Origin of the sequence: Streptomyces sp. NBC_01296 (assembly GCF_035984415.1) — a bacterium.
GTDB lineage: Bacteria > Actinomycetota > Actinomycetes > Streptomycetales > Streptomycetaceae > Streptomyces.
On sequence record NZ_CP130720.1, the window covers coordinates 8670285 to 8685027 of the forward strand.

Sequence of the window (14743 nt, forward strand, 5' to 3'; positions counted from 1 at the left end):
GCACGCCGGTACGGGTCGACGGGGAAGACCGGGGGCAGGTGCTGGAAGCACCCGGCGTGGTCGGTTCGGACTGCGGGCTGCCGTGGGCCGACATGCCGCGCTTGGCGTAATGAGGCACTCAAGCGGGCTTCCAGGGCCACGTTGTGCGAAGGCGTGACCGGGGTGGTGACAGGAAGGATCGGCGAAGCGGGCTATGGGTGAGGAGATCGCGGAGGACCGGTCGGAGGGTTTCGGTGAGCGGCTGCTTGGCCTGCTGCTGGATCGGGCGCGGCTGCTGCCGCCGCAGCTGATCGCGCCGTTGATCGCGGAGGAGGTGGGCAGGGTCGGGGGTCGTGATGTCTCCATCCTGCTCCAGGACTATGCGCAGGAGCTGCTGGTGCCGCTGCCGGGCAGGAAACTGCACGTCGGCCAGCCCGAATCGGTGATCGACTCCCACGCCGGCCGGGCCTTTCTGCGCGGGCAGGTCGTCGAGGTGCCGCAGGCCCGCGGGGGCGTCCGGATGTATCTGCCGCTGCTGGACGGCGGCGACACGGTGGGCGTGATGGCCCTCACCCTGGACGACGTCGGCGGCGACGACCGGCGGCTGCTGAGCCGGCTCTCATGCCTGGTGGCCGACCTGCTGGTCACCAAGAACGCCTACACCGACCAGTTCTTCCAGGCCCGGCGCCGGGAGCCGATGAGCGTGTCCGCGGAGATCCAGTGGACCCTGCTGCCGCCGCTGTCGATGGCCGTGCCGCAGGTCGAGGTGGCCGGCATCCTGGAGCCCGCCTACCGCGTCGCCGGCGACAGCTTCGACTACGCGCTCAACGACAACATCCTGCACGCCGCCGTGATCGACGCGATGGGCCACGGCGTGGAAGCCGCCACCCTGGCGACCGTGGCCATCGGCGCCTATCGCCACGCCCGCCGCGTGTTCATCAGCCTGGCCGAGAAGTACGCGTTCATGGACGATGCCATCTCCCGGCAGTTCGGCCCCGACCGCTTCGTCACAGCGCAGCTGATGCACATCAACGTCGCCACCGGTGCGATGGAGCTGGTCAACGCGGGCCACCCCGCGCCGCTGCTGATCCGCGACGGGCGGGTCGTTCAACAGCTGGAGAGCGCGACGACGCTGCCCGTCGGATTCGGCGGTGAGGAGCCCCGGATCAGAGAGCACTCACTCCAGCAAGGCGACCGCGTGCTGTGCTACACCGACGGCATCATCGAGGAGCACGTCGCCGGCGGGGACCTGTTCGGCGAGGAACGCCTCATCCGCTGCGTCGACAGCCTGGGGGAGGAACCCTCTCAAGGGCTGCGGGCGGATCTGCGCCGGCTTTCCCACATGCTGAAGAGCGAACGGGGCGGGCATACCAGCGACGACGCCACCCTTTTCATGATCGAGTGGCGCGGGGGCGCCGCCGACCACCTCGCGGTCCTTGGCTGAGCGCCCGCGATGGACCGGCACCCCGGAGGCGGAGTCCGTTGCACGGATCTCCTCCTGGGCGCGTCTGCCGGGGCCGTCCTCGTTCGCTGCCAGTGTCCGGCGGACGGACGCGGCCGCGTGCGGCGGCCGGTGATGGGCGGGGTGCGGGAGCGGGGCAGGGTCGCAGACGGGATTCGACTGGCCTGTCGGCAGGGATGTGGGAGAGGGCGGGGTGCTGGTGGATTGGGACTGGTGGACGGTGGACTTCGGGGACGCGCACGCGGGCGCGGCGGGTGTGCTGGTCGGCGGCCGAGAACCGGGCCCGGTGTACTTCGATGTCGGGAGCGGTCCGGACGTGCTATCGACCACGCACTGGTCGGCCTACGACGGCCGCGCCCGCCGCCCGCGCGCCGAGGCCCTCCGGGCGGTGTGCGCATGCGGATGGCGCAGCGCGGCTCAGTACGCCGTGGACTGGGACACGATCGGCGACCGACCTCTGTACGAAGCGGACGTCGACCTCGCGGGACCGCTCGCGGATCGGACCGCGCACCTGACGGTTGTCCGCGATGCTGCCGTGCCGCTGCCCGAACGGCTGGCTGCCCTCCTGGTCGAGATGGCCGAGCAGCTGACCACCACGGCCGCGGACGCGCCGTTGGCCGCGCTGCGCGCCGCGGGGGTGCTGGAGCGGATCGCCGCCCGGGTGAGCCGGGAGACTGCCGGCGCGCTGCGCGGCGACGGAATTTCTGTCGATGCGGTGGCCACCGCACTCGGGACTACCCGCTCCAAGGCCCTGGTCCTGCTCCTGACCGCGCAGGACGGGTAACGGCACGCACCACAGCATCCGCCGTTCCTCGCGGACGAGCAGCCCCGTGTCGCCTGATCCCTCCGCGCGCCGTTCGCGCGTCGTCATGGTGGAGCCCGCGCTCACACAGCTCACGAAACTCACGGCGAGCGAGACGCACCGCCTGGGCCGCGCGATCGTGGCCATCAGCGCCAACCCGGACCTGGGCGCGGGTCCACTGGCGCAGCGGAGAAGGCCCGGTATCCGGGTTGGATGTCAGCGGCTTGGGGGCGGGAGTGCCTGCCACACCCAATGGCACCTGGGCCAGCGGCGCCCCATTTCGGGTGGGGCGCAGCCGGGTCAGCCGATGGTGAAGGTGGCGGTGTGTTTCTGGAGTACGACTCGGTCCTTGCCGGTGCGGCTTTTGCCGTCGGTTGTGCGTCTGCCCTTGGTCTTGGTTCCGGTGATCTCGACCTGGTAGGTGCCGGGCTGCAGGTTGGTGTAGGTGCGTGTGACGGTGCACAGGTAGGGGTCTGATCCCGTGCCGGCGTGGAAGGCGTGGCTCTGCAGGACGTCCTGGCCCTGGCTGAGGGTGATCGTCCCGTCGATGACCGGTTTGAACTTCTCGGCCAGGCCTTCTCTCTCGCGGTGCCACATGATGGCGTCCCAGAACCAACACTCGGCGTCGTAGCGGACGGTGGCTTCCTGGAATTCCTGTCCCCAGGACACTTCCACGGTCAAGACGGCGCCGACGCTGGAGATGTTGCCGTTGTCGCCCTGCGAGTCCAGCGTCCCGCTCTGCGGGGATCGAACAGTGGTGGTGACCGCGGGAGACCGGGACTCGATCCAGTCCACCTGCCCGAGGGCGCCTTCCTCGCATGTCGTCACGTACCGGCCGTCGCGCTGGCTGCGCCGGCGGGTGCCCTTGGGCCGCTGCGATCCGTCGTTGGCCACGCAGTAGTCGATCGCGCCTGCACCGGGGAGTCTGATCGGCTGGGGAGGCGTCCACAGGGTGAATCGCTCCTGATCGTCTGTCATGAGGGAGTCTTCACCGCACATGGTGGGAAACGAGCCCCGCCACTCGTGACACCACCCCACAAGACGATCTGGGCGGCGAACGCCACTGGGCTGAACAACCTCTTCCGGCTGTCCTCCGACGCCTATGCCGAGGGCTGGCTCACGAAGTGGCCGCGCATGGACAAGGAGACCATCTCCAAGTGGTCCCAGGGGCTCATCGCGTCCACCGGCTGCCCCTCCGGCGAGCTGCAGACGCGCCTTCGCCTCGGCCAGTTCGACGAGGTCCTGAAGTCGGCCGCCGAGTACCAGGACATCTTCGGCAAGGAGCGGTACTTCCTGGAGCTGATGGACCACGGCATCGAGATCGAGCGCCGGGTCCGCGACGGGCTGCTGGAGATCGGCAAGAAGCTCGACATCCCGGACGGCCACACCGAGGTGACCTGGTTCCGCGAGGAGACCATGCGCGGCATGCACCGCCGCTACCCCGGAGGCATCGCAGTGGGCCGGGGCCGAGTCTCCGCGGCCGGCTGGATCGTCGCGTACGCCTTGGGCATCACCGACCTCGACCGCTCACCCACGACTGCGAGTCGCTCGGCCTGCCCAACCTCACGATCATGGACAACGTCGTCAAGAGGGTGAAGGCCAACAAGGGGAGCGGCCATCGGCCTCCTGACCCTGCACTCGATCAGTGACGTGTGGGGAGGCCGCGGGGGGTCTGCTCCCGAGGCCCCGGCGTCCGACCACGTCCTTGACCAGGTAGGAGTCGGGCCGTACGAGGACTCGTCGGGGAGGGTCTCCAGGTACCCGTCGAAGGCGGCCAGCACCTTGTAGCGGGTGGAGGCGTCCAGCTCGATGGAGCCCCCGTCGGCCGTGAAGCGGCGCTCGTAGTCCCTTATCTCCGTCATGGAGTCCAGCAGGGAGAAGCGGGTGCGGGTGCGGGTACGGGTACGGGCCGAGGTCGGCGTCGTCGAAGTCGTTGACGTTGAAGCTCAGTCGGCCGTTGGAGTCCATGTACATGCCGAAGTTCGCCGCGGGGATCCGGCCCGAGGTTGTCGATGACCGGCGCAGATCAGACACCGATTTTGCGAAGCAGACCGACCACCTGTGGCTTCGGGATGAGTCGGCGTCGTAGTTGCAGGCGGCCTGGTGCGGGGGTTCAGGCGAGGCGGGAGCCGATCCGGAACCGCATCTCGCTGATGGCGATATCTGAATTCTCCCCAGTGGGTGCTCGGGCGGCCTCAGAGTTGCTCGGCTTCTTCTCCCTGGGTGCCTCGTTGAGCTGATGGCGTGATCGTGCGTCGGAATGGGAGCCGAAGGACCTGGTCGAGGTCGGGATACTGCTCGAAGGCAACGCGACGCGTCCACCCGCGTCCTGTCGGCTCATGCGCGACCGGGCCCGGTGGGCTATGGCAGCTTGAGCGTCACGCAGGTAGGGCCACGCGATGAACGGACCTCGCAGGCCATCTCCCCACCCGCAGTGAGTGCGGTGACCTGGATACCCCAAGCGTTCCGCGGTACGGAGACGGGCACGCTGACGCGCTGGGCGACCTCGCCCTTGTCATTGGGCCGAAGGGTGCTCTCGTACAGATTTTCGTTCCCGACGGGTTCTCCGTCCTTGTCCACGCCATTGACGTACACGTCGATGGTGGCCCACCGGTCGACACCGTCCGCGTGGACGTCGAAGTTCAGTTTCAGATCGGGTCTGTGACCCTCAATGACGACGTCAGTGACGTTCGGGCGCCCGTTTCCGCCCGCCGCCCGGGCGGCGCCAACGACGGCCACGCTCAATGCCGCCATGTAGAAGATCACCCCTAGCACCAGGACCACGGTCTCCCAGACGTTGCCCCGGCGGGTGGGGTGGATGAGCAGGGCCACGACGCTGCATGCGATAGCCAGGATGGCGCAGAGGGAGGCAACGCAGATGGGCCAGGACTCGTTGTTGAGGGCGACGAAGACCACATCGCTCGTTAAGCCGAGGGTGGTCATGATCCCCGCGACGGCGACCAGGGCGCCGGCCAAAATCTTGGCGACGTCATCCAGGCGGCGCTTGCCGACCCTGGCCTGGCCGGGCGGAGGCCGCCAGTGTTTGGTCGACGTATTCGGGCTTGACGGGGAATCTGACCACAATGAAGATCATTCGAGCATTGTAGGCACCGCCCCCTCCATCGCTCCTCGGTGAGGACGCCCGACTTGGCGCAGAGGTCCCGGACCAGTTGTGCGGGGGCGATGGTGTGGGTGTAGAACCTGCCTCGCTTGTCCACGCTGGTCAGTGCCGAGCCGTCGGGGGTGAACGCGAGCGCGACGATCTCGTCCACGGGCCCCGTGAGGGCGACGCCGAGCTGGGCTCGGGTGCGGTTGTCCCACACCCTGATCTGGTAGCCGGGGGCTTCCCGTGCACGATGGCGAACAGCCGGCCGTCGGGCGAGGCGGCGGGTGGCCCTCTCCGGATTGGAGAGGGGAGGGAACACCGGGCCCGTACGCAGGTCCTCGCCCGCCGGCTGGAGCTTCCGGGAGTCCCAGAGGCGTACGTAGGGTCGGTAGCCGCGGGCGTGGGTGTAGAGCGTCGAGCCGTCGTCGCTGATGGAGTCCACTTCCACGCTCGGAGCGCCCTTGGCGAGGACCTCGCCGGAGGGGAACGCGACCCTGCCGAAGTGGGGTGCGGCCACCACGGACTTGCCGTCGGGATCGAAGAAGACGGCCCCCGAGCCGCCCGGGGGACCGAGGTTGGCACGTATCTCACGGATGACCTGCATGGCGAGCGCGGTGCCGTCCGGCGAGAAGGCGTACTCGGTCGTGGCCCTGTCGCGCCGGTCCGGCTCGATGGCGGGCAGACTGCCGAGCATCGAGGCCTTCTCCTTGGCCGTGTCCCAGATCTCGACCTTCGTGTCACGGAGGGCGGCGAGCCGTTGCCCGTTGCTGCTGATCTGGACGTTCACCAGGTCGTGCTTGCCGTCGGGGTCCGACGTCACGGTGGAACGCTTGGTTCGCGACAGGGGCGACCAGAGCTCGGCTCCGGAGCCCTCGAGGAGCGCAACGGTGCGCCGGTCGGAGCTCACCGCCCCCTCTTGGTAGTACTGTCCCGTCCCCGCGTCGGGCTTGGTGAACGGACTGACGTTCAGTGACCGGACGATGCCGTCCGTTCCGACGCACCGGAGTGCGGATTCGTCGGGAGTGAAACGCAGCGCCGTCAGCGGGTAGCACTCGCTCTGGGTGGTCTCGTGGTGCAGGACGGGTCCTGGGCGAAGATGTTCTCCCTGTCCCAGACGGCGGCGTTCTGTACGAGGTACCGGCTGTCGTGGCTGAAGTAGAGGGGGGTAGTCCGTGCTCTCTTCGGCGCCGCTGAGTGTGGTGCCGCTCTGCCCGTCGACGCGGCCGAACAGCGTGAGGGTCCATCGGTAAACGGACGGACCCTCACGCGAGGTCGAGGCTAAGTGGTCCCGGTGAGGGCTCATTTAGCCCATGTTGCCCCCTCGCTCCGGTATCGAGGACGATGGCGGTGAAGATCCCGGTCATGTCCGTCGTACCGGTGATCGCGCCGTTGGCGGATACGGTCAGGTGGTAGCAGGTACCGGGGCGGAGCAGGTGGTCGGCAGCTGGTCGCCCTGACGCGCGGTCACGATCGATTTAAAGCCGCCGGTTTCGCTCGCAGCAGGGATGTCCTGCGTCACGGGGAGGGTCCAGGACTGGCTGGTTCCGGCGCCGAAAGTCCAGTATCCGGTCACGCGGACGATCGGCTGAGACAGAACCACCCAGCCGTACTTGCCTGCGTCGACCGGGACCTGCGTGGTGAACGTCTCGCCGCGAGTCGACGTCTCAGTGTGACTGTAGTTGAATTGCTGAGTCAGCGTCAGCTCAAAGCCGACGCCGAACGGGGCGACTGCGGCCTTCTCGGCTACGCTGAGGCTGACGCCCCACAAATCTGAGTATGCGAGGCTGGTGGTTGTCGAGTAACTCTGGGTCACCGGCTTGTCATACTCGTTGTACCAGGCGGTGCCGACGCATTTCCCAGGGCCACGGGCAATGCTCCTGCCGGTCTCCGTGAACGTGCAGGCGCTGGAGATCGACGAGCTGGTCGCGCCGCCGCACACGGAGGCGATCTGGTACTGCACCGCGAGACTGTCCAGGACACTCTGATGGCTACTGTCGAAGGCCCAGGTCTGGTTGGCCGTATTACGGCATTCGTAGTCATCCACCCAGTTGGCCGAGTTGACCTCCGGCCACGAGGTCAGGTAGTCCATGCAGTTGCCCGACCCCACGTTCTTGATCTGGTACCCAATGGTCTGGCCACTGGCCGCGGAGTTACGCGGCGTCGACGCCCACAGCTGGTGCTTTTTGCTCGAATCGCACGACTCCTGGGTGATGGGGCGGATCCGGTTCCAGCTGTCCCACCAGGTCGCCGCTTGCAGGCAGTTACCATTGCCCGCCAGGATCTGGAACGATCCGTCGCTCATCGTGTACAGGCGGAACTGCTGGTTGCTGGGATTCGACGCGTTCTTCCCGTACACGTTCGCGTAGTGGCCGGTGTCGGTCCTTCCCTGGTACATGTCGAGCGTCTTGCTGCTGTCACCGGCAACATAGATGTGGCCGACGGACACGGTCGTCCCCGCTGCCACCTTCCGCACCGAATCCGACGACACGCTCAGCCCCGTATCGGCTATCGCCGACTCAGCCGGAGCGATCCCGACGACAGAGGCCAGCATCGCAATTACCGATCCGAGGATTGGGACCACCAGGCGATGAGCCCTTCTGCGACGCGAACCTGAGCGTGCAGTCAACTTTTCAACCACTGCGACTCCTTGCTTGTTCGGATTCGCCGGCACGGAAGCGCCGACGACGGGTCCTGATAGATGACTGAAGGAACTCGTCAGCGGAATCCCCCGCATACGGTGGCCGCACCCGATGACGCCACGGTGCTACTGGTGTGGGTAGATGGACCCTTACCGGTCGGGCTGTCTGCGTGGGTCGGTCCGGCGGCGAGTGTCGACAGGGCGACGGTAGGTGAGAGCGAAAGAAGTGCGGCGGTGGTACGGAGCGGGATCGCGTCAACGCTCATGGTGGTTCCGTTCGTTCGTCTTCGACGGTCGCACGAGGAGGAGCGGGCCGTCGTGGCACCGCCAAAGTAGGAGCGTGCAGGGGCCGATACATCCGTCAGCTGACGTAGGGATTCTTCGGGAGTGTCCGCGGTGTCCGGGCTGGGGGCGCGGGACGCGGTCAGTTCTCCGGCTGTGCGCGGTCCGGGTGCTGCCAACGGATAATCTTCGGCCGCGAGTTCGACGCTCGAGGCCATCTCCAGTTTCCTGCAGATGTTGGACACATGGGTGCTGACGGTGCGTCGCGATATGGACATACGGGTAGCGATCTCCGGGTTGGAGTGGCCGTCGGCGACATGGCCCGCGACGATGTGTTCAGTGCCGGTGTGCGCCTCCCAGCCGTGACGGGCTGTCCTCCGTGGTCCTCGCGTTCCTCGGTGGACATCGACGGCAGGAAGCCGGGGATCAGCTGGCTGGGCAGATGGCCGACGCCGCGGTCGAACGAGTCCGCAAGCCGGGTGTAGGCGCGCCCGGAGTCCTCTTCGGCCTCGTTCACAAGGGTGTCGGTGCACAGGGCCAGGTACTCGTAGAACCCCGCGACGGGTCCCCTGTCGGACGCTGCTGTGGCGGCGGTCACGTGAGCTGCTGCTGCGGTCTGCCGGCCGCGATGCACTTTCGATCACTGCCGCGAGTCCCCGCAGCGCCCGGCTCGTCGCGAGGTGCTCGCCCGGATCGAGGCCGGCCTCGATTTCGGCGAGGGCCTCGTCCCGGCGGCCGGTGTGGAATGCGAGGAGGGCGTAGGAGAGGTGGTACCAGGGCAGGAAGACGCCTCCTGTGTGCTCGGTTGCGTCGTGGCCGTCGGCGAGGGTGTGCTGCGCGTCGTGACTGCGGTCGACTTCGATGTAGCTTTTGGCCAGGGCGAGTTGCAGCCCTATGCGTTGGGCAGGGTGGTTCGATTCCGGAGCGATCCGGGTTGCGTGCCGTGCCAGTTCGAGCGCTCCAAGTGAGCCCCGCCGCGGAGCGGTGGTCCACTGCCTTCTCGGCGTGGAATACGGCGCCCGACATTTGTGGGCAGTCGACGAGATGCCGTATCGCAGCAGCTGCGGTTGATCCGTCGGGCCCAACGCCAGCGCCCCGACGGATAGGGCGTTCCTCGGCATTTGGGCGCGATGAGGGGGCGGCGGGACGGTGGCAGCCTCTGGCGTGCCTGGAGTGTTCCAGCGCGCGACCCGCGCACGACAGCGACAAGGGTCGGGTGCGGCCGGGCCAGCCCCCGGCCACGTACCAGGGCTCTGACGCCCGCCCAGCCTGACTTCGAGCTCGGTGATTTCGATGCCACCGGGGGTGGTCCTCGGGGCATCCCGATAGGCGATCGGGGCCCTTCGCCGAACGGTCGTCCCGGGTGGAACTCCGCATGGTGAGAGAACCGGCCCGGTTCGGGTAGGTCATGGCGCGGGTTCTATCGGTTGTGAGCACGTGCTGGATGTGTTTCAAGGGCACTGGACCTGCGGGCGGCGACGTTCAGACGACGCGCAGCACTGGCCGGCTGTCCGGCGTGCCAAGGAGTTGTCGGACGCGCGCGGGACGCCGGCCCAATTCTTCGGCCGGACGTGGGATGGTGAGTCTTTTTCCCGCTCGGACCGTTCGTAGGTCTGGGCGAGCAGAGCGGGTTGCTCGCCGGGGAATCCGTCTACCGGCTCGGCGGTGAAGCCCGGCTGGCCGTCGAGTGCGCGCAGGCTCTGGTCGTCGCGGCTGGCGGTGGCGTTCGAGATCACTCCCAGTTCTCTGCAGCGGAAGATGAGCGAGGCGACGCTCACCCCCAGATGCGCCGGATCTCCGTGAGTTCGGAGAGGTCGAGACGGCGGGGGAGCAATGGTGGGATGCTCGCCGCGGGGGTGAGGAACTCCGCAGCCGTCGTCATCGGTCAGGGCGGCGCCGAGGGCATGAACGGAGACGCCTTCCCCCCAACCGGATACCCTGTGTGCCGGACACGGGGCTCCACGCACATGCGTGCGGAATGGCATTTCTGCCCCAGGCCAGGCCGAGCGGGCGCGGCCGACGACCCTATGCGAACATACCCGCATTGGCGTGTCCGGCCTCTGAAGCCTCTTATGAAGCTCAAATATGCGCCGCTCGGTACGCAACGGAACAGGACGGCGTCTATTGTCTGCTGTCATGGAGTCAGCTCCACGAGTCGCCGCCCGGAAGCGTGACCCGAACAAGTAACGCCTTGGTCGCACTGCGGAATGAGACCGTCACCACCCCCCGGCGGGGATGGTCACCCGGTTAGAGGCTGGTCCCTCTCATCGGGCAGTTGACTCTTCTGAACCCGATACCCGGGCACCGCCCATCGGGTTCGGCGAAAATCTGGTTCAGCAGGCTGATGGCATTACTACGGGAGAGACGGCCGTGCAATTCTTGGGGCCTCGCCTCGTCGGACGCGATGCCGAAACGGAGATCCTCACCACTCTGGCGGTACGTGCCGCGCGCGGCACGGGACAGGCCGCGTTCATCGTCGGCGAGGCCGGGGCGGGCAAGACGGCGCTGCTTCGGTGCGCGGCGGCAGACGCCGAAGGCGCCGGCCTCCAGGCGCTGTGGGGATCTGCTCAGGAGTTGGAGGCGCATCGCCCGTTCGCGTTGATATCGGCCTGCCTGGGGATCGATGACGGCCCTATGGACCCCCTGAGGGCGCGGGCCGCCGAAGTCCTCCTGGGGCAGGCTCGGTACGGGCTGCCGGGCACGCCGGGAGGCGCGGATTTCGCCACCGTGGAAGCCATGTGCGTTCTGGTGGAGGAGATCTGTGCGCAGGGGCCCGTAGCGCTCTTCCTCGATGATCTTCAGTGGGCCGATCGGGCCAGTGTGCTGGTATTGCAGCGGCTCGTGCAATCGGTGGCTCAGTTGCCGCTGCTGATCGTCGGGGCGCTTCGCCCGGTTCCCCGGGTGGTGGAGGTCGACGTACTCGCCCGTGGGCTGCGAGGCGGCAACCGTACGGTGCTGCAGCTCGGTCCGTTGGCCTCCTGGGCCGTGCCCTTGTTGGTGGCCGACGTGATCGGGCATGAGCCCGGTCCTCGGTTGCTTCGGCTGTGCGAGGGGGCGGCAGGCAACCCGCTGTACCTGGAGGAGCTGATTGCCGCCCTTCGACGGGAAGAGGCGATCACGCTGAACGGGGCTGTCGCGGAGGTCACGGCCGATTGCCCCGTTCCGGCGATCGACACGCTGATCACTCACCGGCTGGCGTACCTGCGTGACGAGGTCCTGCAGGTGTTGCGCGCGGCGTCCGTGCTGGGAGCCGGCTGCACGCTCCACGATCTGGGAGCAGTACTGGAGGTGCCGGCCCACGTCCTGCTCACCACCGTCGCTGATGCCGAAGCGGCCGGAATCCTGACTCCTGACGGCCCACGCGTCGTCTTCCGTCATGACCTGGTGCGCCAAGCTCTGCACGACGCCGTGCCGAGTTCCGTACGCTCGCTGCTACACATCCGGGCCGCGCAGGCTCTGACCCGGGCCGGGGCGGCGCCCGAGCGCGTTGCCGGACATCTGCTGGAAGCCGCCCCTGCGGACGGGGAGTTTTTGGTTCCCTGGATAACCGGGTCCGCAGCGCAGCTCACCGCGCGTGCGCCCGGTCTGGCTCTGCGGCTGCTGGGCACGGCGCTGGAGATCGCCGATCCCGCTGACCCGTGCTACGAGCAGTTACGTCTGCACCATGTCGTCGCGCAACTGTCATCAGGTCTTCTGGCCGAGGCCGAGGAGAGCGCCCGCATCGCTCTGGCCAGACCCGCCGATCCGGGTCTGGAAGATCTGTTTCGCTGGATCATCGTGCAGGCCGCGTTCGCGCGCGGCCGCCCCGACGTCGCTCTGGCAGAAACCCGTCTTACGTGCGGAACAGCAGGCGTGCCGACACTCGATGCGGTCCGGTTCCAAGCATTTGCATCGGTATGCCTCTTCGCCCTGGGGAGGCTGCCGGAAGCGGGAGCTGTGGCTTCCGCTGCGCGGCGAGCGGCTGCCGAGCTGGGCGACGCAACGGCCTTGGCCTACGCCCTGCAAGTGCTGGCCGCCAAGCATTTCCTGGAGGCTCCTGGCCTTGAAGCACTGGAGCTTGCCCGTCAGGCGTCGCGTCTGACACCCGAGACGATCCACCCGGCGCAGTGGCTCGGGCTGCAGCTCGCGCTGGCCAACTGCTACATGGAACTGGATCTGACCCCGGACGCGGAGCGCACCTTGGCGAGCGTGCGCCCAAGCGCCGAGGACCTCGGGGGTGTGTTCCTGCCGTGGTACCACCTGTCCTGTGCGCTGCTGGCGTTCCATGCCGGCCGGTGGGAGGACGCGATGGCAGAGGTGGACGCCGGCCTCGACCCCGGCGTCCACTTTGCAATGAGCCGGGCGTTGCGAGCGTTGGCGGGGGCAATAGCCGTCCATCAAGGCCGGCGGGACGACGCTGAGAGCCATATGAGCCAGGCTGCAGCGGCACAAGACAGCGGAACGGTCTCCTGGTTCTACGAGTACGTCCTCTTGTGTACCCAGGCCCTGCTGGACGAGGCGCAAGGGCATCCCGAGCGGGCCTTCCGCCGGTTGGCGCACAGCTTCGATGCCGGAATCGGGCATCTGCCCGGTCAGCTGATCCTCAGCTTCCTGACACCCGATCTGGTCCGACTCGCGCTTGACCAGGGCGACTCGCCGGCAGCCCGGCGTTACGCGCAGGCGGCGCGCTCGCGTGCCGCACACAGCAGCGCTCCCTACCATCTGGGGGACGCCTGCCGGTGCGAGGGGCTCATCGCACAGGATCCGGAGCTGTTGCTGGAAGCAGCCCGTCACTACAGTGAAGCCACACGGCCGCTGAACCAGGCGCACGCCCTCACCGACGCCGCCGAGATGCACGCGATACGCGGCCGGCCCTCCGACGGCCGCGCCCACCTCGAGCGAGCTCTGGCGATCTACGCCGGCCTGGGCGCAGTCTGGGACGCGGCGCGTGCCACCGCCCGCCTTCGCGCGGTCTCCGTGAGCCGCGGCAACCGCGGCCCCCGCAACACCGTCCGCCTGGGATGGGAAGCACTCACCTCCACCGAGCGCATCATCGCCGGTCACGTCGCTGCTGGACACTCCAACCCCGAAACAGCCGCCCGCATGTGCATCTCGCGCCGCACCGTCAGCACCCACGTCTCCAACATCTTGCGCAAGCTCGGACTGACCTCGCGAGTAGAGCTGGCCACCGAAGTGATCCGCCGCAACAGCCTGCCCGAACACCAGCAGCCCTGAACCGTCAATCAGTCGGAGCAGGGCTCCTCGTACACCCACCACCACGCCATGCCGACGCCGTACGTCCACCAGGTCACCGAACACATCCACATGCGGGCCGCCCACCACGGCGTGCCCGGCGGGGAGGATTGCGTCCTCAATGAGCGGGCCCTGATCTGCTCAGCCCGCCTCCACCGAGCCCGCCCCCGCACGACACCCAGAAGATGCGCGACGTCGCCAGCAAGCCCGCGACGAACGGGTCGCCGTGACGGCGGTCAGCGTCCGGCGGCGGATGGGGCCCCGCCTGAGGGGCGGAGCCCACCGGGCCGGACTGCTGCGGTCACAGGCCGTTGACGCGGGCGCTTGTTTCCACGGCCAGCGGTGTGAAGTTCGCTGTGGTGACGCGGTCCGTTCTGCGGCCCCGCCGCGCGTGCGGAATCCGAATCTGCGCCATCAGCCGGCGGGTGTGCAAGGTCATCTTCAGTTCGAACCGGGTACGGGGGTCACGTAGCTGCGGTCCGAAGAGTTTCTCCAGTTGCCGCATGCGGTACCGGACGGTCTGGGGATGCACGTTCAGGGCCTTTGCGGCCTCTGGGGCGCCACCGCGTTCGAGCCAGGCGAGCAGGGTCGCCTCCAGCCGCTCGCTCTGGCGTGGGGTCAGGCCTGCCAGGGGCCGCAGCCATTGGGCGGCCAGCGCCTGGGCCAGCGGTTCGTCCTGGAGGAGGATCACAGTGGAGAGGTGGTCGTCGACGAAGACGGGCGCTGACCGGGGCGCAGACCGCGAGCGAAATGCACGACATGATCGCCACCGCCACCCGCGGCATCAGCTGGGACGCCCGGACCCTCGGCCCGGACATCGCCCTGGACGTCCTGGTCGGCAAGCACCAAGACCTGGCCCTGCGCGATGAGGGGCTGACCAGGCTCCTACTCGACGCCGACGAAACCATCGGCGCGCCCGGCATCGCCCGCCCGGGACACTGCGCCCACTGCGGTGGGAGTGGCCAGGGCCAGCCGCTGTGGACGCGCTCGGCACTGGGCAAGCTCTGCCGACGCAGGGCTTGCCCAGACCTCCGGCTAGATGATCAATTCCAAAGGATGCCTGCAGGGGGTGTGGGGTGGGCGGCGGCCGAAGCCACCGCAAGACGGTCAGGCGGCGGGCTGCCAGCCTTGTTGTCGAGGTGGCAGCGGGCGGTCAGGCGTCAGGGGCGACTTCGGGGTGCGTGAACCGCATGGGCTTGCCCAGCGACCGGGCGTAGGCGATTTCGGTTCGGGTGCTGTCTG

The 14743-nt window shown here is 68.1% G+C and carries 11 protein-coding genes and 2 pseudogenes; 5 read left to right on the forward strand and 8 right to left on the reverse strand.

The annotated features are described in order from the left end of the window. Positions 1-193: 193 nt before the first annotated feature. Positions 194-1423, forward strand: coding sequence for a PP2C family protein-serine/threonine phosphatase (locus OG299_RS39530; protein ID WP_327364290.1), 1230 nt, complete (start codon positions 194-196; stop codon positions 1421-1423). 211 nt (positions 1424-1634) lie between these two features. Then, positions 1635-2225, forward strand: coding sequence for a hypothetical protein (locus tag OG299_RS39535; protein ID WP_327364291.1), 591 nt, complete (start codon positions 1635-1637; stop codon positions 2223-2225). 318 nt (positions 2226-2543) lie between these two features. Here the strand turns inward: OG299_RS39535 and OG299_RS39540 are convergent, their stop codons facing one another. Further along, positions 2544-3221, reverse strand: a complete 678-nt coding sequence (locus OG299_RS39540; protein ID WP_327364292.1) for a hypothetical protein — start codon at positions 3219-3221, stop codon at positions 2544-2546. A 57-nt stretch (positions 3222-3278) separates the two neighbouring features. Between OG299_RS39540 and OG299_RS39545 the strand changes: the two are divergent. Then, positions 3279-3776, forward strand: a pseudogene (locus tag OG299_RS39545) (PHP domain-containing protein); the annotation flags it as partial. Between the two features lie 144 nt (positions 3777-3920). On the opposite strand, the pseudogene OG299_RS39550 reads toward OG299_RS39545, so the two are convergent. The 5 genes and pseudogenes from OG299_RS39550 to OG299_RS42945 all read right to left on the reverse strand — a co-directional run. Then, positions 3921-4244 (reverse strand): annotated as a pseudogene (locus OG299_RS39550) (DUF2252 family protein); the annotation flags it as partial. 360 nt (positions 4245-4604) lie between these two features. Beyond that, a complete protein-coding gene (locus OG299_RS39555; protein ID WP_327364293.1) occupies positions 4605-5186 on the reverse strand; it encodes a hypothetical protein in 582 nt (193 codons plus the stop codon). Next, positions 5183-6256, reverse strand: coding sequence for a WD40 repeat domain-containing protein (locus OG299_RS39560; RefSeq protein WP_327364294.1), 1074 nt, complete (start codon positions 6254-6256; stop codon positions 5183-5185). Before OG299_RS39560 ends, OG299_RS39555 begins: the two co-directional genes overlap by 4 nt. Positions 6257-6751: 495 nt before the next feature. Continuing rightward, positions 6752-7987, reverse strand: a complete 1236-nt coding sequence (locus OG299_RS39565; protein WP_327364295.1) for a hypothetical protein — start codon at positions 7985-7987, stop codon at positions 6752-6754. A gap of 77 nt (positions 7988-8064) precedes the next feature. Next, positions 8065-8913, reverse strand: coding sequence for a helix-turn-helix transcriptional regulator (locus OG299_RS42945; protein WP_442817611.1), 849 nt, complete (start codon positions 8911-8913; stop codon positions 8065-8067). A 36-nt stretch (positions 8914-8949) separates the two neighbouring features. On the opposite strand from OG299_RS42945, the gene OG299_RS39570 reads away from it, so the two are divergent. Continuing rightward, the gene (locus tag OG299_RS39570) at positions 8950-9237 is read left to right on the forward strand and encodes a hypothetical protein (protein ID WP_327364296.1); all 288 of its coding nucleotides are present in this window, start codon (positions 8950-8952) and stop codon (positions 9235-9237) included. Positions 9238-9720: 483 nt separating this feature from the next. Here the strand turns inward: OG299_RS39570 and OG299_RS39575 are convergent, their stop codons facing one another. Further along, complete coding sequence (locus OG299_RS39575; protein ID WP_327364297.1) at positions 9721-10047, reverse strand: hypothetical protein; 327 nt, start codon at positions 10045-10047, stop codon at positions 9721-9723. A 592-nt stretch (positions 10048-10639) separates the two neighbouring features. Here OG299_RS39575 and OG299_RS39580 point away from each other — a divergent pair. After that, complete coding sequence (locus OG299_RS39580; RefSeq protein WP_327364298.1) at positions 10640-13483, forward strand: ATP-binding protein; 2844 nt, start codon at positions 10640-10642, stop codon at positions 13481-13483. A gap of 319 nt (positions 13484-13802) precedes the next feature. On the opposite strand, the gene OG299_RS39585 is transcribed toward OG299_RS39580, so the two are convergent. After that, on the reverse strand, positions 13803-14192 hold the full coding sequence (locus OG299_RS39585; protein WP_327364299.1) for a helix-turn-helix domain-containing protein: 390 nt from the start codon (positions 14190-14192) through the stop codon (positions 13803-13805). Positions 14193-14743 lie beyond the last annotated feature (551 nt).

What these genes read in the sequence shown, in the direction of transcription:
- OG299_RS39530 (WP_327364290.1), top strand. Translation starts at nt 194, where the DNA reads ATGGGTGAGGAGATCGCGGAGGACCGGTCGGAGGGTTTCGGTGAGCGG.
- OG299_RS39555 (WP_327364293.1), bottom strand. Translation starts at nt 5,186, where the DNA reads ATGACCACCCTCGGCTTAACGAGCGATGTGGTCTTCGTCGCCCTCAAC.
- OG299_RS39540 (WP_327364292.1), bottom strand. Translation starts at nt 3,221, where the DNA reads ATGACAGACGATCAGGAGCGATTCACCCTGTGGACGCCTCCCCAGCCG.